This is a genomic window from Seohaeicola zhoushanensis (assembly GCF_014656415.1).
In the GTDB taxonomy this organism is placed as follows: domain Bacteria; phylum Pseudomonadota; class Alphaproteobacteria; order Rhodobacterales; family Rhodobacteraceae; genus Seohaeicola_A; species Seohaeicola_A zhoushanensis.
In genome coordinates, this window is the sequence record NZ_BNCJ01000015.1 from 41,650 (window position 1) to 64,137 (window position 22,488).

At 67.8% G+C, this 22,488-nt stretch carries 15 protein-coding genes; 8 read left to right on the forward strand and 7 right to left on the reverse strand.

Annotated features, from left to right (window positions below; genetic code table 11):
* Position 1 precedes the first annotated feature (1 nt).
* From IE266_RS19660 to IE266_RS19680, 5 genes are all read right to left on the reverse strand, one after another.
* Positions 2-1,228: a putative DNA modification/repair radical SAM protein gene (locus IE266_RS19660; protein WP_189681827.1), complete on the reverse strand. Its 1,227-nt coding sequence runs from the start codon at positions 1,226-1,228 to the stop codon at positions 2-4.
* Positions 1,229-1,297: 69 nt separating this feature from the next.
* Positions 1,298-2,548 (reverse strand): adenylate/guanylate cyclase domain-containing protein, encoded by a 1,251-nt coding sequence (locus tag IE266_RS19665; protein WP_189681828.1) that lies wholly within the window; start codon positions 2,546-2,548, stop codon positions 1,298-1,300.
* A complete protein-coding gene (locus IE266_RS19670) occupies positions 2,545-2,934 on the reverse strand; it encodes a response regulator (protein WP_189681829.1) in 390 nt (129 codons plus the stop codon). The genes IE266_RS19665 and IE266_RS19670 overlap by 4 nt, the downstream gene beginning before the upstream one ends.
* On the reverse strand, positions 2,931-7,034 hold the full coding sequence (locus tag IE266_RS19675) for a GAF domain-containing protein (RefSeq protein WP_189681830.1): 4,104 nt from the start codon (positions 7,032-7,034) through the stop codon (positions 2,931-2,933). Before IE266_RS19675 ends, IE266_RS19670 begins: the two co-directional genes overlap by 4 nt.
* Positions 7,035-7,156: 122 nt before the next feature.
* A complete protein-coding gene (locus IE266_RS19680; RefSeq protein WP_189681831.1) occupies positions 7,157-8,881 on the reverse strand; it encodes a cobalamin B12-binding domain-containing protein in 1,725 nt (574 codons plus the stop codon).
* Positions 8,882-8,964: 83 nt separating this feature from the next.
* Between IE266_RS19680 and IE266_RS19685 the strand changes: the two genes are divergently transcribed.
* Positions 8,965-9,720 (forward strand): pyrroline-5-carboxylate reductase family protein, encoded by a 756-nt coding sequence (locus tag IE266_RS19685; protein WP_189681832.1) that lies wholly within the window; start codon positions 8,965-8,967, stop codon positions 9,718-9,720.
* Here the strand turns inward: IE266_RS19685 and IE266_RS19690 are convergent.
* Positions 9,717-10,475: a DeoR/GlpR family DNA-binding transcription regulator gene (locus tag IE266_RS19690; RefSeq protein ID WP_189681833.1), complete on the reverse strand. Its 759-nt coding sequence runs from the start codon at positions 10,473-10,475 to the stop codon at positions 9,717-9,719. The genes IE266_RS19685 and IE266_RS19690 overlap by 4 nt on opposite strands.
* 147 nt (positions 10,476-10,622) lie before the next feature.
* Between IE266_RS19690 and IE266_RS19695 the strand changes: the two genes are divergently transcribed.
* Complete coding sequence (locus IE266_RS19695; protein WP_189681834.1) at positions 10,623-13,040, forward strand: GcvT family protein; 2,418 nt, start codon at positions 10,623-10,625, stop codon at positions 13,038-13,040.
* 9 nt (positions 13,041-13,049) lie between these two features.
* Positions 13,050-13,976, forward strand: coding sequence for a choline/ethanolamine kinase family protein (locus IE266_RS19700; RefSeq protein WP_189681835.1), 927 nt, complete (start codon positions 13,050-13,052; stop codon positions 13,974-13,976).
* Positions 13,977-14,104: 128 nt separating this feature from the next.
* Here the strand turns inward: IE266_RS19700 and IE266_RS19705 are convergent, their stop codons facing one another.
* A complete protein-coding gene (locus tag IE266_RS19705) occupies positions 14,105-14,869 on the reverse strand; it encodes an inositol monophosphatase family protein (protein WP_189681836.1) in 765 nt (254 codons plus the stop codon).
* Positions 14,870-15,073: 204 nt separating this feature from the next.
* Here IE266_RS19705 and IE266_RS19710 point away from each other — a divergent pair, with 204 nt between their 5' ends.
* The 5 genes from IE266_RS19710 (at position 15,074) to IE266_RS19730 (ending at position 22,419) form a co-directional block, all read left to right on the forward strand.
* Positions 15,074-16,006 (forward strand): ABC transporter substrate-binding protein, encoded by a 933-nt coding sequence (locus IE266_RS19710; protein WP_189681837.1) that lies wholly within the window; start codon positions 15,074-15,076, stop codon positions 16,004-16,006.
* A 108-nt stretch (positions 16,007-16,114) separates the two neighbouring features.
* Positions 16,115-17,128 carry a quaternary amine ABC transporter ATP-binding protein gene (locus IE266_RS19715; RefSeq protein ID WP_189681838.1) on the forward strand — a complete coding sequence of 338 codons (1,014 nt, stop codon included), beginning with the start codon at positions 16,115-16,117 and terminating at the stop codon, positions 17,126-17,128.
* 1 nt (position 17,129) lies between these two features.
* A complete protein-coding gene (locus IE266_RS19720) occupies positions 17,130-19,106 on the forward strand; it encodes an ABC transporter permease (RefSeq protein WP_189681839.1) in 1,977 nt (658 codons plus the stop codon).
* Positions 19,103-19,984: a choline/ethanolamine kinase family protein gene (locus IE266_RS19725; protein ID WP_229864308.1), complete on the forward strand. Its 882-nt coding sequence runs from the start codon at positions 19,103-19,105 to the stop codon at positions 19,982-19,984. Before IE266_RS19720 ends, IE266_RS19725 begins: the two co-directional genes overlap by 4 nt.
* 2 nt (positions 19,985-19,986) lie before the next feature.
* A complete protein-coding gene (locus tag IE266_RS19730) occupies positions 19,987-22,419 on the forward strand; it encodes a GcvT family protein (RefSeq protein WP_229864310.1) in 2,433 nt (810 codons plus the stop codon).
* Positions 22,420-22,488: the final 69 nt, after the last annotated feature.

Below are 22,488 nucleotides of genomic sequence, written 5' to 3' on the forward strand. Positions count from 1 at the left end.
GTCAGAACAGGCTCAGTTGCTCGGGCGGCGGGGCAAAGCGGGCGCGCAGCGCCGCGGCATCGGTCAGCCCGCGTGGCGACCAGCCCGCCGCCACGATGAAGGGCTTGGCGTGCTTCATCACCGCGCCCATCGCCGCCAGATCCTCGTAGCGCAGCGTCCGGTGCCGCCGCGCCGCCAGCAGCCGCTGCACCGTCTTGGTGCCAAAGCCCGGCACCCGCAGCAGCATCTCCTTCGCCGCGCGGTTCACGTCGACCGGAAAGGCGGCGCGGTTCTCCAGCGCCCAGGCGAGCTTGGGGTCGACGTCCAAGTCGAGCATCCCCCTGGACGCGATCTCGCCCACCTCGAAGCCGTAGAAGCGCAGCAGCCAGTCGGCCTGGTACAGCCGATGCTCGCGCAGCAGCGGCGGGCGGGCAAGCGGCAGCACCTTCGAGGCATCGGGGATCGGCGAGAAGGCGGAATAATAGACTCTGGACAGGCCGTAATTGGCATAGAGGTTGGTCGACTGCGACAGGATCGCGTGATCGTCGGCCGCATCAGCCCCGACGATCACCTGCGTCGACTGCCCGGCCGGCGCAAAGCGCGCCTTGCGCTTGCCGGTATAGCTCGCCTCGCGCGAGGCCTCGCGGCGCAGGCGCACCTCGGCCATCGCCTTGCGGATGCCCTTGGCGTCCTTCTCGGGCGCCAGCCGGTTCAGCCCCGCCTCGGTCGGCATCTCGACGTTGATCGACAGCCGGTCTGCCCAGCGCCCGGCCTCGTCGATCAGCTCGGGTGCGGCGTCGGGGATGGTCTTGAGGTGGATATAGCCGCGAAAGCCCTCCTGCTCGCGCAGGGTTCGGGCAATGCGGACCATGTCGGCCATGGTGTCGTCGGGCGAACGGATGATGCCCGACGACAGGAACAGCCCCTCGATATAGTTGCGACGGTAGAACTCCACCGTCAGCTTCACCACCTCCTCGACCGAGAAGCGCGCGCGTTCGACCCGGCTGGTGGCGCGGTTCACGCAATAGGCGCAATCGTAGATGCAGAAGTTGGTCATCAGGATCTTGAGCAGGCTGATGCAGCGCCCGTCGGGGGCATAGGCGTGGCAGATACCCGATCCGCCCGACGACCCCAGCCCCTTGCCATCACGCGAGTCGCGGCGCTGCCCCCCGGAGGAGGCGCAGGAAGCGTCGTATTTGGCGGCATCCGACAGGATGGCGAGCTTTTCAGAGAGGGTTCTTGCGGGCATGATGTTCACATTATGTTCCCGCGCCTTTCCGATCAAGCGCGGCCAAAGCGGAATGACGCCGATGTGAGGTCAGTCGAAGCGGATGCAGCTGCCGCTGGCGCCGTTCAGCAGGCGCTTGAGGTGGAAGCTCGCCAGCGCGTCGTCGGCCTTGGAGCCGAGCAGCGCCGCGAAGGCCGGGAGCGCCGCGCTCTCGCCCGCTTCCAGCGCCTCGAAGGCGGCGAGATAGGCCTGCGTCGCGGGTTCGGCCATGGCCGCGGGGCGCAGCGGCTCGAAGGCGGGCAGCGCCTCCGAGCGGCCGCGCAGCATCAGCGCGCCGACCGGGCGGCCCGAGAAGCCCTCGACCCGCTGCGCCAGGTCGGCGCTGACGCAGGCCCGCGTGCCGAGATGCTTGTTCGCGGCCTCGAGACGGGCCGCCGTATTGATGGTGTCGCCGTAGGCGGTGTAGTCGAAGAACCGCCCGCCGCCGAAATTGCCGACGATGGCCGGGCCGCTGTGCGCGCCGATCCGGGTCGGGCCGACCGCCACGCCGCGCGACACCCATGTGGCGCGAAAGCCCTCGGCGAAGGCGTCGAGCGCCAGCACGCAGGCCACCGCGCGCTCGGCATGGTCGGGTTGGTCGCCCGGCGCGCCGAAGAGGATATGGATGGCATCGCCCACGGTCTTGGCCACGGTGCCTTCATGCGCGAAGACCACAGCGGTCATGCCGTTGAGATAGTCGTTCAGCAGCTCGCCCAGCACGAAGGGGTCGAGCGTCTCGGCCAGTGAGGTGAAACCGGCGATGTCGGTGAAGACCGCCGTCACCTCGCGCCGCTGGCCGGCCAGTTCCACCGCCTCGGCGCCATAGGCCAGCCGCTCGGCCAGGTTGGGCGAGAAATAGCGCGAGAGCGCCGCATAGGCCTGTTCCGCCTCGGCCTGCCGCTGCCGTGCCTCGCGCAGCAAAGCGATGTGGCGCATGGTCTTGGCGATGGTGGTTTCGAGGTCGGCGAAGTCGATCGGCTTGGTGAGGAAATCGAAGGCGCCCCGGTTCATCGCCGTGCGGATGTTGGACATGTCGCCATAGGCCGAGACGATGATCGTCGAGGGCCCCTGTTCGCCCTCCTGCAGCTTTTCCAGCAGGGTCAGCCCGTCCATTCGGGGCATGTTGATATCGGTGACGACGAGGTCGATCCCCTCGCCCCGGCTGAGGCATTCCAGCGCCTCGATGCCGTCGCGGGCAAAGGTGAAGCTGACATCGCCCTCGCGGATCTGGCGACGGAACTTCTGGCGCACCAGCGGCTCCAGGTCTTCCTCGTCGTCCACGAAGAGCACGCGCGAGATCATGCGGCCTTCTCCACGCGGGCGCGGATCTCGTCGCGCAGCCGGGCAAAGTCGATCGGCTTGGTGAGAAAGCCCTCGGCCCCGCGCTCCAGTGCCTTGCGCCGGGTCTCGCCGTCGCCATAGGCGGTGATCATGATGACCGGCACGTCGGGCCGCACCACCCGCGCCTTCGTCAGCAGGTCGAGCCCGCTGGTGCCGGGCATATTGATGTCGGACAGGATCAGGATCAGCGTTGCATCAACCGCCCCGTCGATGGCGCTCAGCGCCGCCTCGGCGCTCTGGGCAAACTGCATGTCGAAGGCGCGGGCCTTCAGCTCGCGCCGGAAATGCTGGCGGAACAGCGTCTCGACGTCGGCCTCGTCGTCGACCACCAGGATCAGCAGGCTCATGTCTCGGTCTCCCTTGCCGCGTCGCGCGCCAGCACGATGCGGAATTCGGTGAAGGCGCCGGGTTCCGAACGAACGCCGAGCTGCCCGCGATGCTGCTTGACCACGATGTCATGGCTTATCGACAGGCCCAGCCCCGTCCCCTCGCCCGCCGGCTTGGTGGTGAAGAAGGGCGCGAAGAGCTTGTCGCGCACCTCGGGCGGAATCCCGGTGCCGTTGTCGCGGATGGTGATCTCGACCGCCTCGCCCAGGTTGCGGGTGGCGACCCGCAGCGTCGGTTCATAGGCATCGGTCTCGGCGGTCCTGCGCTTGGTCGCGGCGTAGAAACCGTTCGAGATGAGGTTCAGCAGCACCCGCGTGATCTCTTGCGGGTAGAGGTCGACCGCGCCGGCCTCGGCGTCGAAGTCGCGCTCCAGCGTGATGTTGAACCCCGCCTTCTCGGCCCGCGCGCCGTGATAGGCCAGTGTCAGACTCTCTTCTACCAGCGCGTTGACGTCGGTGGGCCGATGCTCGCCCGAGCCCTGCCGGGCGTGCATGAGCATGTTGCGCACGATGGAATCGGCGCGTTTGCCGTGCTGCACGATCTTGTCGAGATTGCCCTTCAGCATACCCGCCAAGTCGGTGATCTCCTCGGCCACCGCTTCGGGCAGGGGGACGCCCTCCAGCGCCTCGCCCAGTTCGTCGATCAGCTCGGCCGAGACCGCGGAGAAGTTGTTGACGAAGTTCAGCGGGTTCTTGATCTCATGCGCGATGCCGGCGGTGAGCTGGCCGAGCGAGGCCAGCTTCTCGGTCTGCACCAGCCGGTCCTGCGCGCCGCGCAATTCCTCCAGCGACTGCGCCAGCTCGCGCGAGCGGCGCTCCGCGCTCTCGAACAGGCGCACGTTCTCGATGGCGATGGCCGCCTGGTCGGCGAAGGTCGCCACCAGTTCGATCTCGCGCTCGGCGAAGGGTTCGGGCCTGGTCCGCGTCAGGATGAGGACACCGTTGGCCTGTCCCTCCTTGAGCATCGGGACGGCGAGGATGCAGCGGAACCCGCCCAGCCGCTTGCCTTCGGCGAAGGTATACTCCGGGTCGGCGAGGACATCGGCGATATGGACGATCTTGCCGTCGTTCAGGGCCCGCCCCGCAGCCGAGCCGCGTTCCCGCTCGACCGGGACATCGTGCACCAGCGCATCGAATTCCGCCGAGAAGCCGAAACTGCCCACCCGCATGAAGCGCCCGCCGATCTCGCGCGCGATGGTGCCCTGGTCGGCGTTGCAGAGCCGGGCGGCCGCCTCGACCAGCGTTCCGAGCACGCTTTCCAGATCGAAGGCCGAGCGCGAGATGACCTTCAGCACGTCGGCGGTGGCGGTCTGCTGGCGCAGCGCTTCGTTCAGCTCGCGCGAGCGGGTCTCGACCTTCTCGAAGAGCTCGACGTTGTTGATGGCGATCACCGCCTGGTCGGCGAAGGTCGAGACCAGGTCGATGTGCTTCTGGCTGAACGGCCGGTCGGCATGGCGCTGCATGGTGATGACGCCGATGGCCACGCCGTCGCGGACCAGCGGCACCGCCAGGATCGCCCGCCGCCCGAGCTGGCGCATCAGCCCGACATCGTAATCGGCATCGAGCGTCGAATCCGGCACATGCACCGGCTTCAAGGCCTCGGCCGCCCGGATCGTCACCGATCCGCGCAGGCCGACGCGGATCGGGGTCTTGAGCAGGTATTGGGTTATCATCCGCGCCTGCGGGCTCTTCATGTGGGCGACCAGTTCGTAGGTATCGCCGTTCAGCCGGAAGATATGCGCATCGGTCGCCTCGCAGAGCCGCTTGGCGGTGCTGACGATGGCCTCGAACACCGGCTGGATCGCATTGGGCGAGCGCGAGATCACCCCCAGAACGTCGCTGGTCGCAGTCTGGTATTCCAACGCCTCCTGCACCTCGGCGGTGCGGGCGCGGACCTCCTCGAACAGGCGCGCGTTCTCGATGGCGATGACCGCCTGGTCGGCGAAGGTTGTCGCCAGCTCGGTCTGCTTGTCGGTGAAGGGGCGCACGGTGCCCCGCGTCATCGCGAGAATGCCAATGGTTTCGCCATCGCGCAGCAGCGGCACCCCCATGACCGAGCGGTATTGCGCCATATCCTGCAGCGCGGTCCAGCCGTAATCCGGGTCGGCCAGCACGTCGGCGATCTGGACAGGCTCGCGCGCCATGGCGGTACGTCCGATGGCGGTACCGGGGCTTGCCACCACGTCCATGGACTTCAGGTAGTCGCGGATCTGCTCGTGCCGTTCCGCGGCAAAGCCGAAGCTGGCGGCAAAGCGGTAGACATCGCCGTGGCGGCGGAAGATCCAGGCATGTTCCGCCTCGCAGAGCCGCGCCGCCGATTCCGCCAACGTGTCGAGCACCGCCTGCAAATCGAAGGCCGAGCGCGAGATCACCTTCAGCACGTCCGCCGTCGCCGTCTGCTGCTGCAGCGACTCGCGCAGCTCGTTCAGCAGGCGGGCGTTCTCGATGGCGATCACCGCCTGGTCGGCGAAGGTCTTCAGGATTCCCCGCTGCTTGTCGCTGAACCGTCCCGGCTCGGCCCGGATTACGCTGATGGCGCCGATCGCCTCGGCGCCGCGCAGCAGCGGGATCACCGCCAGCGCCCGGTTGCCCGAGACCAGGAAGCTGTTCGCGCCGGGTTTCAGCTGGGCGGGCACCTCGCGCGCGTCGGGCACGTCGAGGAAGGTGCGGTCGAGAATGGCGACCCCATGCAGATATTCCCGCGAGATCGGGATCGGAAAGCGGCCGCGCAGGCTCTCGACCCGCGCAGAGCCCGAGGCGGCGACGGCGATCAGGTGGAGCTTGTCCTCCTTCGGCATCACCACGCTGACGATGGCATCCGGGAACAGGGTGCAGCCGCTGCGGACGATGGCGTCGAAGACCGGCTGCGTGTCGGAGAGCGAGTTGGAGATGACCGTCAGGATCTCCGAGGTCGCCGTCTGCTGTTCCAGCGCCTCGGTCAGTTCGGCGTTGCGCAGCTGCACCTCGTGAAACAGCCGCGCGTTCTCGATGGCGATCACCGCCTGGTCCGCAAAGCTCTTGAGCAGCGCCTCGCTCGACTCGGGGATCTCGCCCGGCTCACTCCAGGCGATGACGATGACTCCCACCGTCTCGCCCTCGCGCAGCATCGGCACGCCGATCAGCCGGCGGCGGCCCACGGTGGGTAGAAAACTCTGGTCATACTCGGTGTCGGTGCCGCTGTCCTCGATACGGATCACCTTGCCCGAAAGCATCACCCGCCCCGAGACCTGCGTCCGATCCGGCCGCATCGGGTAGCGGGCGCGCATCAGCTCGGCGAAAGGCACGTCCTTGTGGGCGCTCGCCATGAAATGCAGCTGGCCTTCCTTCCAGACGAAGACATTGGCGAAGAGCGCGTCGCAGAGGTGCAGGGCGTTCCTGGCGATGGCCTCGAAGACCGGCTCGGGCGAGGTCGGTTTGCTGGAGATCACGCCGAGGATCTCGGACATCGCCTGCTGCCGCTCCAGCGACTCGCGCAGCTGGCGGTTGCGGGCCTGGGCCTCCTCGAACTGGCGCACGTTCTCGATGGCGATCACCGCGTGGTCGGCCAGGGTTTCGAGCACCCGCAGCTGGGTATCCGTGAAGGCCTCGGCCTCGAACTTGCCCACCGCGATGGCGCCCAGCGGCCTGCCGTGCTGCATCATCGGCACCGCCGCCGCCGTGCGCCAGCCGCCGCTGCGGGCATAGTCCGAGGAATATTCAGGGTCCTTGGTCACATCCGTCAAATGCACCGTGGCGCAGTCGAGAATGGCCCGCCCGATCAGCGACTTGCGGGTCGGCGGGCCGGAGAGATAGGCGGCGTTGTTCAGCGCCTTCGACGAGAAGTTCATCGAGGCGCCGGGGCGGATCACCTCGCCATCGAAGAGCTGGACGTTGCAGTAGAAGGACCCCGTCAACCGCGCCGCGCTTTCGGCGATGGCCTCGAAGACCGGCTGGGCGTTCGAGGGCGAGCTCGCGATGATCGCCAGCACGTCCCGCGTGGCCGCCTGGAACTCGTGCGCTTCGGTCAGCTGGCGTTGCAGCGCCGCAATCGCCTCGGCGGAGATATCGCCGCCGCGACCCACTCTTGCCGTCCGACTATCGCTGCCGCCTCCCTGGCTCACGCGCCACCCCCCTCGGGCAGTGGAAGGACATTCACGGAACCAGATATATCACGCCCTCGCGATTCAAACGAGGGCGTTGGGCCTCAGCTTGCCCTGGCGGGCCGCTGCTCCATGATCCGGCCAAGCGCGACCAGCATCTCGTCGAGATCGGCGCAGGGATAGGCGCCGGTCGCGCGGATCTCCTCGGTGACGTCCACCGGCAGGTCGGTGTTCGAGGCGACGGGGATTTCGTTCAGCTTGCCGCCGATCAGCAGCGGCAGCTGCGCGCCGCGCCGCTCCAGCGCCGCCAGCACCGCGCGGGCATAGCGCAGGCCGAGGCCGTTGTAGGTGGAAACGGCGATCACCTCGGCCCCGGCGTCGAGCGCGCGGTCGACCAGCACCTCGGCGTCGAGCGAGGTGCCGACCTCGACCGCCTCGACCCCGAGACCCGAAAGCGCCGCGCGCACGAGGTAGGCGCCGTGTTCGTGCACGTCCGAGGTGCCCAGCGCGACCTTGAGCGTGGAGAGCCCGGCGGGCGCGGTCTGGCGGGCGCACCAGGCGGCGGCGTCGCGGTCGAGTTCCAGCGCCCAGTCCACCGGCACGGCGGGCTTCGTCGCGCGGTTGCCGAACAGCGTCTCCATCCCATGCGCGCCCAGCCGCCGGATCGCCAGCATCAGCGCGGCGGGGTCGGTCACGTCGACGCCCCGATCCGCAAGCCCCTGCATGGCGCGTTGCTTGAAGGCCAACCCACCCTCCATCAGCCGGTCGGTCAGCGCGTCGATCTTCGAGGTGTCGATCAGCGCGCCATGCTCGGGCGCATGTTCCACCAGCCGCGCGGCGAACCGCTGCGCGTCGAGGATCTCCTCGACATCCGGAATGCGCTGGTTCTCGGTTACCGGGACCGGGTTGATCGCGTGGCCGGTATGGGCGCGGCCCAGCGCGGTGATGTCAGCCAGAAGGTAGCTGGCGAGGCTCGCGTAATTGGCGGCGGGCGAGCGGCGGTAGGCCACCGTGTTGCCGTAGAGCATGGTGCCCGGCGTATCCGTCACCCGCGCCATGGCGGCATGGAAGGCCGCCCGGCTGGCGGGGTTCGAGAAGTGGTGGCCCCAGCAATAGGACAGCCGCGCGCCGATCAGGTCTTCGACGATGTGCTTCTCGATCAGCACGGTGCCCAGCGAGGAGGTCATGTCGCGGTAGAGGCCCACGAAGCCGTCGTCGAGGTTGGAATGGATCAGCACCTCGGCCGGCTGCGCGGCGATCAGGCCGATGGCGGTGACGGTGGCCTCGGTGGTGGCGACGTCGTCGTCCCAATAGGGCAGGCGGAAGGTGAAATACTGGCCGAGGTTGCCGATGGCGGTCGCCCCCGCCGCCAGCGCCGCCTGAACATTGTGCAGCGCGCCCGGCATCCCGAGCATGAAATCACCGAAATGCGAAGCCGCGGGCGAGGCATTGGTGATGCGGGCAAAATCCTCGGGCCCGTCGAGCACGATTCCCGTGCCCCGCTGCGCCGCGTCGCGGCGGTCGGGCGGATAGCCCATGGTCCAGTCTAGCGTTATGCCGAAGCGGTCGACCTTCACCCCCTCGGCGGCGGCGGTCTCCTGGATCTCGCGGATCGCGCCGACCGTGCGGTCCATGTTGCGGAACCCGATGTGGGCGTGCTGCATGATCCGCCCCTCGGCGGCCATGCGGCGCTTGTATTCGGCTTCCGATGTCACCCCCTCGCCTTCGAGGAAGGCGCAGCGCCCGAGGGTCCATGTCCCGGCGAGCTTGCGCCCCGCCTCCAGCAGGTCGCGGCCCGGGGTCATCGTCGGAGCAGTCAGCGAGGTCATCGGCGCGCCTCCTTAGGGTATCCGGGGTTTCAACCGCCGGAGGGATGGGCCAAGACTAGCGAAGGCTTCGGGAGAGACAAGAGATGCGCATCGGGATCATCGGCGTCGGACACCTAGCGATGTCGCTGCTTGCAGGGCTGCGCAAGGCCGGCTGGCCGCCGGGCGAGGTGCTGCTTTCGCCGCGCGGCCATGGGGCGGAACTGGCGGAGGATCACGGCTATGCGCTGGCGCGGGACAATGCCGATATCGTGGCGCGGTGCGATACCGTTCTGCTGGCGGTGCGCCCGGCCCATGCCCTGGCGGCGGTCACCGGGCTGGGCTGGCGCGACGGGCAGGTTCTGATCTCGGCCTGCGCCGGGGTGCCTTCCGCCGCGCTCGCCGGGGTCGTCGCGCCGGCCGCGATGGTGCGCATCATGCCGATCACCGCCGCCGAGTTCGGGGCCAGCCCCACGGTCGTCTGGCCCGATCATCCCGCCGCCCACCCCTTCCTCGACGCCATCGGCAGCGCGATCCCCGTCGCCAGCGAAGCCGCCTTCGAGACAGCCACAGTCAGCGCCGCGATCTACGGCTGGGCGCAGGAACTGATCGCGCGCGGCGCGGAATGGAGCATGGCGCAGGGCCTGCCAGAAGAGACCGCCCGCCAGCTTGTCGCCCGCACCTTCACAGCCGCCGGGCGGATGCAGGCCGAAAGCCCCGAGCCGATGCGCGCGCTGCTGAAGAGCCTCGTCACCCCCGGCGGCATCACCGAAGCCGGGCTGACCCACCTGCGCGAAGCCAAGGCGCTCGATGCCTGGGACGGCGCCTGTGATGTGGTGCTGAAGCGGCTCAAGGGCGCCTAGGAGGCGATCCGCAGGTCGAGTCCCTGCAACAGGTCCGCGAAGGCCGGCGGCGGGGCGCGGTCGGTGATGACGATATCGCCCGGCTTCAACTCCGGCTGGCGCAGCGCCGGCCGGCGGTCCTGGGTCTCGAACTTGGAATGATCCACCGCCATGATCGCCCGCTTGGCGTTCTTCATCATGGCGTTGGCGATATCCACCTCGCATTGTTCGTGCACCAGGAACCCCGCCTCGGCATCGACCATCGAGGCCGAGAGCAGGACGTAGTCGACCCGCATCCGCTCGATCACCTCGAAGGCCGAGCGGTCGAAGGCCGCGCCATCGTGGTCGCGCAGCTGGGTGCCCGCCATCGAGACCTTGTTGCCCGGAATGATCGCCAGCGTCGAGGCGACGAAGGCCGAGTTGGTCACCACCGTCAGACCCTTGCGCGCCCGCAGCGCCTGGGCGACGAAGCCCGAGGTGGAGCCGGTATCGATCGCCACGCTGGCGTTGTCGCCGATCAGCTCGGCCGCCGCGCGGGCGATGGCGACCTTGGCCTCGCGGTTCAGGTTCATCCGTTCCAGGAAGGGCGGGTCGGTCGGCATCCGGTTCGACACCAGCGCGCCATGCACCTTGGAGAGCGCACCGCTTTCCACCAGCGGCTGCGACACCCGGCGGATGGTCTGGTCCGAAACGCCAAGCATCCGCGACAGCTCGATCACCGAGACTGTGCCGCGCATGTCGACGGCCTGCAGGATCTGTGCCTTGTATTTCGACATATGCCCTGTCCTACACCATTGTGACCGCCGGACAAGCGCCCTCGGGGGGCACAATCCCACTCAAATCAACAAAAATCAACATTTTCGTTGCCGCGTTGTTGATCTTGGGTAAGGTGACTCGTGCATCACCCCAAGGCGGAAGACATCATGGCACGGCACGCGGCAAAACACCTGATCATCGGCGGCGGTATTCTCGGCTGCTCGATCGCCTATCACCTGACCCGCCGCGGTGAGAAGGACGTGGTGCTGCTCGAACGCGCCGGCCTGACCGAGGGCGCGACCTGGCACGCCGCCGGGCTGGTCGGCCAGCTGCGCAGCTCGCGCAACACCACGCGGATGCTGAAGAAGTCGGTCGAGATGTATGACCGCCTCCAGAACGAGGAGGGGATGCAGTTCGACTGGAAGAAGACCGGCTCGCTGCGCCTCGCCGCCACCGCCGAGCGGATGCTGGAGGCGAAACGGCTCGCCACCATGGCCCGCAGCTTCGATCTCGAGATGCACATCATCTCGCCCGAGGAGGCCCGCGATCTCTTCCCGCTGATCGACGAGAAGGGGCTGCACGGCGCGGCCTACATCCCATCGGACGGCTATGTCGACCCGGCCTCGCTCTGCCAGGCGGTGGCGGGGGCGGCGCGCAAACAGGGTGCGGACATCCGCCAGAAGGTGGAGGTGCTGGACTTCACCGTCAGCAACGGGCGCATCACCGGGGTCGAAACCACGGAAGGCACCTGGGAGGCCGATACCGTGATCCTCGCCACCGGCATGTGGAGCCGCGAGGTCGGTGCCAAGCTGGGCCTGCGGATCCCGGCCTGCGCGGTCGAACACCAGTATATCGTCACGGAATCGACCGGCACCGAGGTCGGCCATTTCCCCACCCTGCGCGACCCCGAGCGGCTGGTCTACTACAAGCCCGACGTGGGCGGGCGGCTGGTGATCGGCGGCTATGAGGACGACACCCTGCCCTTTGGCGACAAAGGCATTCCGGGCGCCTTCGTGCGCCAGTTGCTGCCCGAGAACCTGGACCGATTCCTGCCGCTGGCGGAGCTGGCAGGCAAGGTCACGCCGGTGGTCAACGAGGTCGGCATCCGGCAGGTCATCAACGGGCCGATCCCCTATTCGGCGGACGGCGATTTCGTCATGGGCTGGCAGCCGGGGCTGAAGAACCTGATGCTGGCGACCGGCTTCCTCTACGGCATCGCGGCGGGCGGCGGCGCGGGCGAGATGATCGCCGAATGGGTGGTCGACGGGCAGCCCTCGCTCGACCTCTGGCCCCTCGACGTGCGCCGGTTCGGGCCGCACCACGGCACGCGGGCCTTCATGTATCCCCGCGCGGTCGAACATTACGCCCACCACTACAAGAAACGCTATCCGGGCCAGGAACACGAGACCGCCCGCCAGCTGCGGCTCTCGCCGCTCTACCAGCGGCTCAAGGACATGGGCGCGGTCTATGGGTCGAAGAACGGCTGGGAGCGGCCGCTGTGGTTCGCGCCCAAGGGGGTGGAGCCGGTAGACCAGCTCGACTTCCTGAATCCCGGCTGGAAGCAATACGCCGCCGAGGAGCACCGCGCGGTGCGGGAACGGGTGGCGCTGATCGACCAGACCAGCTTCGCCAAGTTCGAGCTGATCGGTTCGGGTGTGGTGGAACTGCTGCAAAAGCTCTGCGTGTCGAACATGGACAAGCCCGTGGGCAGCATCATCTACACCCAGATGTGCAACGCGCGCGGCGGCACCGAGGCCGACGTGACCTTCATCCGCCTCGGCCCCGAGCGGTTCTACATGGTCACCGGCTCGGGCTTCGGCGTGCATGATTCCGACTGGATCCGCCGCCACCTGCCCGAGGACGGCTCGGTAAACCTGATCGAGGTGACCAGCGGCACCGCCGTCATCAACATCGTCGGCCCGAAATCGCGCGAGGTGCTGGCGGCGGTGTCGGAGAGCGATGTCTCCGACGCGGCGATCCCCTTCTCGACCGCGCGCGAGATCGTCGTCGGCGCGGCCCCGGTGCGGGCGGCGCGCATCGGTTACGTCGGCGAATTGGGCTACGAGCTGCACATCCCCACCGAATTCGCCCTGCATGTCTACGACACGCTCTGGGCCGCCGGTCAGGCCCATGGCATCGCCAACGTCGGCTATCGCGCGATCGACAGCCTGCGGATGGAAAAGGGCTATATCTACTGGTCCGGCGACGTGACGCCCGACTATTCGCCCATCGAAGCCGGTGTCGGCTTCCGCGTGCATCTGAAATCCAAGGGCGATTTCCTCGGCCGCGCGGTGCTGGAGAAGCAGAAGGCCGAGGGCGTGAGCCGCAAGCTCTGCACCTTCGTCACCCCGCTGAACCTGCCTCTGACCGGCGGCGAGACCATCCTGCTGGACGGACGCGTCGTCTCGCTCGCCACCTCGGTCGGATTCGGCCACACCGTCGGACAGACCATCCTGCGCGGCTATCTCGCCCGCGAATACTGGGGGGCCGAGGGCTTCGAGATCGAGGTCTTCGGCGAGCGCCACCCGATCGACTGCGTCGAGGGCCCGCTGCACGACCCCGAGAACATTGCATTGAAAGGATAGGGAGGGAGGATGACGGAAATAGCCGAAAGTGTTCTCGACACGCTGCACCGGGTGCCGGGGTTCGAAGGGGTCACGGCGGCGGACAGCATCACCCGGCTGGGCGGGCTGACCAACCTGGTGCACCGGGTCGACCTTGCCGGAACCTCCGTCATCGTGCGCGTTCCCGGCGAGGGGACCGAGGCCTATATCGACCGCGCGGTCGAGGCCCATAACGCCCGCGCCGCCGAGCGCGCCGGGGTCTCGCCCGAGGTGCTGCTGGCCGAGCCCGACACCGGGCGGATGGTGACGCGCACCGTGCCGGGGATCGAGACCATGACGCCGGAGCTGTTCAAGTCCCGCGCGGGCGCGGTGGCGCGGGCCGGCAGGGCGCTGGCCCAGTTGCACGGTTCGGGCGAAACCTTCGAGTTCCGCTTCGAGCTCTTCGCGATGATCGAGGAGTATCTCCGCGTCCTGTCGACCCGCGACGTCGACCTGCCCGAGGGCTATCACGACGTGGTCGCCGCCGCCGAGCCGGTGAAGGCCGCGCTGGCGCAGGCCGATCCGCCGCTGGCGCCCTGCCACTGCGACCCCCTCTGCGAGAATTTCCTGGATGACGGCGAGAAGATGTGGATCGTCGACTGGGAATATTCCGGCATGAACGACCCGCTCTGGGACCTCGGCGACCTCTCGGTCGAGGCCCATATGGACGCCGCGCAGGACGCCGAGTTGATGGCCGCCTATTTCGGCCGCGCGCCGACGGCGGGCGAGACCGGGCGCATGGTGATCTACAAGGCGATGTGCGACCTGCTCTGGACGCTCTGGGGCCTGATCCAGCATTCCGACGGCAACCCGGCGGACGATTTCTGGGCCTATGCGACAGGGCGGTTCGAGCGCTGCAAGGCGCTGATGGAGGACCCGGCCTTTGAGGGGCATGTGGCGGCGGTGGCGCGGGGGTGAACCCCTCAGCGGGGTGAGCCCCTCACCCTAGCCCTCTCCCCCCAGGGGGAGAGGGGACAGGTTGCGCTTTGGGGTGGGCGGATTCCCTCTCCCCTCGGGGGAGAGGGTCAGGGTGAGGGGGCGCGCCCTCAGTTCACCAGCGCCACCAACTCGGCCAGCAGCTCGGGCGTCGCCGCCGTGAGCGTGCGCCCGTCAGACTCCATCGACAGCGGCCTCCCCTGCCAGTCGGTCATCAGCCCGCCGGCGGCCTCGACCACGGCGCTTACGGGGAGGTAGTCGTAGGGCTGCAGGTCGAAGTCGATCACCGCGTCGACCAGCCCGCGCGCGACCAGCGCGTGAGGATAGCAGTCGGCCCCCATCCGCCGCAGGCTGCCGGCGCGGATCATCCGGGCAAAGGCCGCCGGTTCGCGCGCGGCCAGCTTGTCGCCCTCATTGAGGAACAGCCGCGCCTCGGCCAGCGTCTTGCAGCTGCTCGCCCGAATCGGCGCGCCGTTGCAGGTGGCGCCCAGGCCCCGCCCGCCGGCATAGACCTCGCCCAGCGCCGGCATCCGGATCACCCCGAGCTGCGGCCCGTCGTCGGCAAGGTGGCCCAGCAGCATTCCGAACAATGGCAGGCCGGCGATGAACGAGCGGGTGCCGTCGATCGGGTCGATGATCCACATCTCGGCGGCATCGCCGGTGCGGCCGTATTCCTCGCCGAAGATCGCCTCGCCCGGAAAGGCCCGCTCCAGCCCGGCGCGGATCGCCTGTTCGGTCTCGCGGTCGGCGATGGTGACCGGGCTCTGGTCGGCCTTGGTCTCGACATCGGGATCCCTGCGGAAATGCCCGAGCGCCACGCGGGCCGCGGCTTCGGTGATGGATATGGCTTCGGCCAGACGCTGTTCGATGTTCATCATTCCGCTTCCTACCTGCCCGATCCGTACCGAGTCATCCGCTATTTCAGCAGCCTGCAACTTAAAGCCTCATCTTGCCATCAATTTTGTTGATTTTTGTTGATTTGACCGCCGAATCCGGTTGAATACCTTGGACACCGCTGGCGTTCGAGGGCTTCAGACCCGCCACAGAACTGCGCGTCAGCCCTAACCGGGAGTGGACCCATGAAGTATATCTCCGTAGCCGCGGCCGCGTTGATGACCGCCTTCCCCGCGGTCGCGCAGGATTCGAGCGATCCGATCAAGCTGACCCTGCATGACTGGTCCGGGCAGCTCATCACCACCACGCTCATGGGCGAGGTGCTCAAGCAGGCGGGCCACAACGTCGAATATGTCCAGGCCGACTACATCGCCCAATTCGCAGGGCTTAAGACGGGCGACCTGCACGTCGCCATGGAGATCTGGGAAACCACCGGCCGCGAGGCCATGGACGAGGCCTTCGCCACCGGCAACGTGATCAACCTCGGCGAGACCGGGATGCAGGCCATCGAGGAATGGTGGTACCCGGCATATATGGCCGACCGCTGCCCCGGCCTGCCCAACTGGGAGGCGCTGAAGGACTGCGCCGACGCCTTCGCCACGCCGGAAACCGCGCCCATGGGCCGTTACCTGGGCGGCCCCGTCACCTGGGGCGGTTTCGACGAGGAGCGGGTCGAGGCGCTCGAGCTGGACTTCGAGGTGGTGCACGCCGGCACCGACGCCGCCCTTTTCGCCGAGCTCGAGGCCGCCTACCAGCGGCAGGACCCGATCATCCTCTGGATCTACTCGCCGCACTGGGCGCCGGCCAAATACGAGGGCCAATACGTCGAATTCCCGCCCTATTCGCCGGAATGCTACAGCGACCCCTCGGTCGGCGTGAACCCGAACGCCGCCTATGACTGCGGCAAGCCGCGCGGCCCGATCTGGAAGGTCGCCTACAAGGGCGTCGCCGAGAAATGGCCGAATGCCACCAAGACGATCGAGAACTTCCACATCACCAACGACGAGATGGGCAAGATGGTGGCCGAGGTCGACCTCAACGGCAAGTCTGTCGAGGAAACCGTCGCGGCCTGGATGGATGCGAACAAGGATACCTGGTCCGCCTGGATCGTGAAGTAACCAGTCTCCTCGCCTGGGCGCGCGTTCTTCGGGGCGTGCGCCCTTGTTTCCTTTGCCCCGCGCCAAATGGACCGGGGCCAACAATATCGAATATCGCCAGAGGCCGGCATGGACAGACCCGTCATCCTCGAATGCCGCAAGGTCTGGAAGATCTACGGCGCACAGGCCGACAGCTTTCTCACCCGCAATTCGAGACCGAAGAAGGGCGAGCTGAGCGCCGCCGGACTGATCGGCGCGGTGCGCGATGCCAACGTGCAGATCCACAAGGGCGAGATCTTCGTGATCATGGGCCTCTCCGGCTCGGGCAAGTCGACGCTGGTGCGTTGTCTCTCGCGGCTGATCGAGCCGACCGCGGGCGAGATCTTCTTCGAGGGGCAGAACCTGCTCTCGATGCCGGAAAAGGACCTCATCCGCATTCGCCGCACCAAGATGGGCATGGTGTTCCAGCAGTTCGCCCTGCTACCGCACCTGACCGTGCTGGAAAACGCCGCCTTCCCGCTCGACGTGCAGGGCGTCCCCCGCGCCGAGCGGATGGAGCGCGCCCGCAAGGTGGTGGAACTGGTCGGCCTCAAGGGCCGCGAGGGCAACTACCCGCGCGAGCTGTCGGGCGGCCAGCAGCAGCGCGTCGGCATCGCCCGCTCGCTGGCGGTGGAGCCGGACCTCTGGTTCCTCGACGAACCGTTCTCCGCACTCGACCCGCTGATTAGGCGCGAGATGCAGGACGAGTTCATTCGCCTGCAGAACATGCTGCACAAGACCATCGTCTTCATCACCCACGACTTCGACGAGGCAATCCGCCTCGCCGACCGCATCGCGGTGATGAAGGACGGCGCCATCGAACAGGTCGCCACCCCCGAGGAACTGGTGCTGCGCCCCGCCACCGACTACGTGGCCGAGTTCACCCGCCACGTCAGCCGTTCCAAGGTGATCCGCGCCGTTTCAGTGATGGAACCGCTGGCCGGCGACAGCTTTGCCGGCGAAGTGCCGCATGATGCGCGGATCGAGCAGATCGCCGACCAAGTCGAGGCCTCCGCCCTGCCCCACCGGGTCATGCAGGACGGGCAGGCCATCGGCCAGATCACCCGACAGGCGGTGATCGACGTGCTGGTCGGGCGGCGCTGAGATGCGCGGGCGCTGGCCCCTTGCCTTCTGGCTCGGCCTCTTCGGGCTGACCTGGCTGCTTTCGGCCTTTTCCTTCCAGCTCAGCAAGACGCTCGACGCGCGCTGGCTGCTGAAATACCCGAAACAGTGGGAACTGCCGCTGGAAGGTGCGATCAAATCGTTTCTCGACTGGCTGGTCGAGGATGCCAATTTCGGCCTCTTCACCTTCCGCGACCTGACCCGCGCCATCGCGGCGGTGGTCGAGATGCCCTACCAGATCCTGCGCGACCTGCTGATCGAGGGCTTTTCCAGCGGCATCGGCGACGCGGCGGTACAGATCGCCCCCTCGCTCAGCTGGATCGCGGTCATCACCTGCGCCACCGCCATCGGCCATTACGCGCGCGACTGGAAGCTTGGCGCGCTGGTTGGCGGCTGCTTCCTCTACCTCGCGGTCTTCGGCCAGTGGGAGAGCGCGATGATCACGCTCTCCTCGGTGCTGGTCGCGGTGCCCATCGGCGCGGTCGGCGGGCTGCTGCTTGGCATCGCCGCTTATCGCACGCCCTGGTTCGACCGGATGATGCGCCCCTTCCTCGACCTGATGCAGACGGTGCCGGTCTTCGCCTACCTGGTGCCGATCCTGATCCTCTTCGGCTTCGGCCCGGTTGCGGCGCTGGTCGCCACGGTGATCTATGCCATGCCGCCGATGGTGCGCATCACCGTGCTGGCCCTGCGCGGCGTGCCCGAGGAGGTGATCGAGGCGGGCCGCATGGCCGGCTGCACCCGCCGCCAGCTGATGTGGAAGGTGCTGGTGCCCTCGGCGACGCCCTCGCTGATGGTGGGCGTCAACCAGGTCATCATGCTGACGCTCAACATGGTGATCATCGCCTCGATGATCGGCGCCGGCGGCCTTGGCTTCGACGTGCTCGCCGCGCTGCGCCGGCTCGACATCGGTGGCGGGATCGAGGCGGGGCTGGCCATCGTAGTCATGGCCATCGCGCTCGACCGCGCCAGCCAGGCCTTTGCCGAGCGCAGCCAGCGCGCCCGGCTCTCGGGCAACCTGGTGCGGCGCCACCCCTGGAGCACGACAGTCTTCGTCGTGATCGCGGCGACGCTGGCGCTCGGGCTCGTCCTGCCCGGCGTGCAGAGCTATCCCGACCGCCTCACCCTCACCACCGGCCCGTTCTGGGGCGAGGCGATGAAGTGGATCAACGTCAACTTCTTCGACACCTTCGAGGCGATCAAGGTGGTGATCCTGAACTGGTTGCTGCTGCCGGTGAAGAAGTTCTTCGGCGGCATTCCCTGGGCCTGGGGCATTCTCGTGATGGGCCTGATCGCCGGGCGCATCGGCGGCTGGAAGCTGGGCCTGCTGGCCGCGCTGCTGATGGGCTTCATCGCCGCGACCGGCCTCTGGCCCAAGGCGATGGTGACGATCTACCTCTGCGGCGTCTCGGTGCTGATCGCCACGCTGATCGGCATTCCGCTGGGGATCTGGGCCGCCGAGAGGCCGGGCGCCGGCCGCGTCATCCTGGGGCTGATGGACACGCTCCAGACGCTGCCGAGCTTTGTCTACCTGATCCCTGTCGTCATGCTGTTCCGCGTCGGCGACTTCAGCGCCATGGTCGCCGTCGTGCTCTACGCGCTGGCCCCGGCGGTGCGCTATGCCGCGCATGGGCTGCGCTCGGTCCCCGAGGCGCTGATCGAGGCGGGCACCATGTCTGGCTGCACCCGGTCGCAGCTGCTCTGGCGGATCAAGCTGCCGATGGCCGCGCCGCACCTGCTGCTGGGCCTGAACCAGACCATCATGCTGGCGCTCTCGATGCTGGTCATCACCGCGCTGGTCGGCACCCGCGACCTGGGCCAGGAGGTCTATATCGCGCTGGCCAAGGCGCAGGCCGGGCCGGGCGTGGTCGCCGGCCTGTCGGTCGCCTTCATCGCGATCGTCGCCGACCGCATCTTCAACGCCCTCGCCGAGGGCCAGAAGCGGAGGCTCGGACTGTGAGCGAGACCGCCATCCAAAGGGCCGCCGGCCTGTCCTGCTTCGACGCACCCACCGGGATCGAGGTGCTGGGCGGCGGCATCACCAACGTCAACCTGCGGGTGCGCGACGGCGGGCGGTCCTATGTCGTGCGGCTGGGCAACGACATTCCCGAACACGGCGTCATGCGCTGGAACGAACTGGCGCTGTCGCGCGCAGCCGCCGGGGCCGGGCTCTCGCCCGCCGTGGTGCATCACGAACCCGGCGTGCTCGTGCTCGACTTCATCGAGGCGCGCACCTTCACCCCCGAGGACGTGCGCGACCCCGCCAACCTGCCCCGCATCACCGACCTGATCGCCCGCGCCCATCGCGCCCTGGGGCCGGGGCTGACGGCGCCGGTGCTGGCGTTCTGGCCGTTCCAGGTCAACCGCAGCTATGTCGCCCGCCTCATGACCGACGGCACAGCCCATCAGGCGCTGCTGCCCGGGATGCTGGCCGACTGCGACGCGCTCGAGGCCGCCACCGGCCCGGTACGCATGGTCATCGGCCACAACGACCTGCTGGCCGCCAACCTGCTGGACGATGGCGAAAGGCTCTGGCTGATCGATTGGGAATACGGCGGCTACAACTCGCCGCTCTTCGATCTTGCCGGCCTCGCCTCGAACAACGCCCTCACCGAAGCGCAGGAACGCGAATTGCTGGACCGATACCCGACCACCGACCCCGAGCGCGACTGGCGCGCCTTTCAGGCGATGAAATGCGCCTCGCTGATGCGCGAGACGCTCTGGTCGATGGCCTCGGAGATCCATTCCGAACTCGACTTCGACTATGCGGCCTATACCGCCGAGAACCTGGGCCGGCTGACCGCCGCGCTCGACGATTTCAAGAAACTCCAGGGGTGAACATGACTCTCCCGACCTCCTCAAAGATCATCATCGTCGGTGGCGGCATCATCGGATGCTCGACCGCCTATCACCTCGCCCGCATGGGGCAGGAGGTGCTGCTGCTGGAAAAGGCGCAGCTTACCTCCGGGTCGACCTGGCATGCCGCCGGGCTGGTCGGGCAGCTGCGCTCGAACGCCAATATCACCCAGCTGCTGGGCTATTCGATCGAACTCTACCGCACGCTCGAGGCCGAGACCGGCCTGGCGACCGGCTGGAAGATGAATGGCGGCCTGCGGCTCGCCTGCAACGCCGAACGCTGGACCGAGGTGCGCCGCCAGGCCACCACCGCCCACAGCTTCGGCCTCGACATGCAGCTGCTGACGCCGCAGGAGGCGCAGGACCTCTGGCCGCTGATGGATATCGGCGACGTGGTCGGCGCGGCCTTTCTGCCCACCGACGGTCAGGCCAACCCCGCCGACATCACCCAGGCGCTGGCCAAGGGTGCCCGCGCCAAGGGGGCGAAGCTGGTCGAGCATACGCCAGTCACCCAGATCCTGACCGACAAGGGCAAGCTGGTCGGCGTGCGCACGCCGCAGGGCGACATCGCCTGCGAAAAGCTGGTGCTCTGCTGCGGCCAGTGGACCCGAACGCTGGCCAAGACCATCGGCGTCTCGGTGCCGCTGGTCTCGGTCGAACATCAGTATATGGTCTCGGAACCCTTCGGCGTGCCCTCCAACCTGCCCACCCTGCGCGACCCCGACCGGCTGACCTATTACAAGGAAGAGGTCGGCGGGCTGGTGATGGGCGGCTACGAGCCGAACCCGATCCCCTGGGCGCAGAACGGCATCCCCGAGAACTTCGATTTCCAGCTGCTCGAGTCGAACTTCGACCATTTCGAACAGATCGTCGAACTCGCCCTGCCCCGCGTTCCGGCGCTGGAGAAGGCGGGCGTCAAGCAGCTCATCAACGGCCCCGAGAGCTTTACCCCAGACGGCAACTTCATCCTGGGCGAGGCCCCCGAGATGGCCAATGTCTTCATCGGCGCCGGGTTCAACGCCTTCGGCATCGCCTCGGGCGGCGGCGCGGGGATGGCGCTGGCGGAATGGGTCGCCGAGGGCGCCCCGCCCTACGACCTCTGGCCGGTCGACATCCGCCGCTTCGGCCGCCCGCACCGCGACGAGGACTGGGTGCGCACCCGCACGCTCGAGGCCTACGGCAAGCATTACACCATGGCCTGGCCCTCGGAGGAACACTCCAGCGGCCGCCCCTGCCGCCGCTCGCCGCTCTATGACACGCTCAAGGCCTCAGGCGCGGTCTTTGGCGAGAAACTGGGCTGGGAACGCCCGAACTGGTTCGCCGAACCGGGCGAGGAGGCGCGCGACATCTACACCTTCGAACGCCCGAACTGGCACGTCGCGGTCGCCCGCGAACACAAGGCCGCGCGCGAGGCGGCCGTGCTCTTCGACCAGACCTCCTTCGCCAAGTTCGTGCTGAAAGGCCCCGACGCCGAGGCGGCGCTGAGCTGGATCGCGGCGAACCGCGTGGACAAGCCGGTCGGGTCGATCATCTATACCCAGATGCTGAACGACCGCGGCGGCATCGAATGCGACCTGACCTGCGTGCGCACGAAGGAAGACGAATATTACATCGTCACCGGCACCGGCTTTGCCACCCATGACTTCGACTGGATTGCGCGGAACATCCCCGAGGGCCTGAACGCCCAGCTGGTTGACGTCACCTCGTCCAACGCCGTGCTCTCGCTCTTCGGACCGAAGGCGCGCGAGATCCTGTCCGCCGTCACCCGCGACGACGTCAGCAACGACGGCTTCCCCTTCGGCCAGTCCCGCACCATCGGCATCGCCGGCTGCCCGGTGCTGGCGCTGCGCATCACCTATGTCGGCGAACTCGGCTGGGAGCTGCACCTGCCGGTGGAATACGCGCTGACCGTCTACGAGGCGCTGCACAAGGCAGGCGCGCCGCTCGGCCTGAAGAACGCCGGCTACCGCGCCATCGAGACGCTGCGGCTGGAAAAGGGCTATCGCGCCTGGGCCGGCGACATCGGCCCCGACCACACCCCCGACGAGGCGGGCCTCGGCTGGGCGGTGAAGATGAAGTCGAACATTCCCTTCCGCGGCCGCGAGGCGGTGCGCGCCCAGCGCGAGACCGGGGTGAAGAAGATCGTGGCCACCTTCACCTGCGACGGCGATGTGATCCTCTCGGGGCGCGAGACCATCTATCGCAACGGCGAACGCTGCGGCTGGCTCTCCTCGGCGGGCTATGGGCATACCATCGGCAAGAGCATTGGCATGGGCTACGTGCGCAGCGCCACGCCGATCGACCGCGACCACGTGCTGTCCGGGTCCTACGAGCTCGAGGTGGCAACCGAACGCGTCCCCTGCGAGATCACCCTCGCCCCGCTGGTCGATCCCAGGATGGAGCGCATCAAGGCCTGACCCGAGTCGCGCGCCCCGTTGGCGGAACGCACACAATCCAATCTGCCGAAGCATCACTGTCGATCAAAA

Coding starts and splice junctions, on each gene's coding strand:
- IE266_RS19660 (WP_189681827.1), bottom strand. CDS start 1,228: ATGCCCGCAAGAACCCTCTCTGAAAAGCTCGCCATCCTGTCGGATGCC.
- IE266_RS19665 (WP_189681828.1), bottom strand. CDS start 2,548: ATGATCTCGCGCGTGCTCTTCGTGGACGACGAGGAAGACCTGGAGCCG.
- IE266_RS19670 (WP_189681829.1), bottom strand. CDS start 2,934: ATGAGCCTGCTGATCCTGGTGGTCGACGACGAGGCCGACGTCGAGACG.
- IE266_RS19680 (WP_189681831.1), bottom strand. CDS start 8,881: ATGACCTCGCTGACTGCTCCGACGATGACCCCGGGCCGCGACCTGCTG.
- IE266_RS19685 (WP_189681832.1), top strand. CDS start 8,965: ATGCGCATCGGGATCATCGGCGTCGGACACCTAGCGATGTCGCTGCTT.
- IE266_RS19690 (WP_189681833.1), bottom strand. CDS start 10,475: ATGTCGAAATACAAGGCACAGATCCTGCAGGCCGTCGACATGCGCGGC.
- IE266_RS19695 (WP_189681834.1), top strand. CDS start 10,623: ATGGCACGGCACGCGGCAAAACACCTGATCATCGGCGGCGGTATTCTC.
- IE266_RS19700 (WP_189681835.1), top strand. CDS start 13,050: ATGACGGAAATAGCCGAAAGTGTTCTCGACACGCTGCACCGGGTGCCG.
- IE266_RS19705 (WP_189681836.1), bottom strand. CDS start 14,869: ATGAACATCGAACAGCGTCTGGCCGAAGCCATATCCATCACCGAAGCC.
- IE266_RS19710 (WP_189681837.1), top strand. CDS start 15,074: ATGAAGTATATCTCCGTAGCCGCGGCCGCGTTGATGACCGCCTTCCCC.
- IE266_RS19715 (WP_189681838.1), top strand. CDS start 16,115: ATGGACAGACCCGTCATCCTCGAATGCCGCAAGGTCTGGAAGATCTAC.
- IE266_RS19720 (WP_189681839.1), top strand. CDS start 17,130: ATGCGCGGGCGCTGGCCCCTTGCCTTCTGGCTCGGCCTCTTCGGGCTG.
- IE266_RS19730 (WP_229864310.1), top strand. CDS start 19,987: ATGACTCTCCCGACCTCCTCAAAGATCATCATCGTCGGTGGCGGCATC.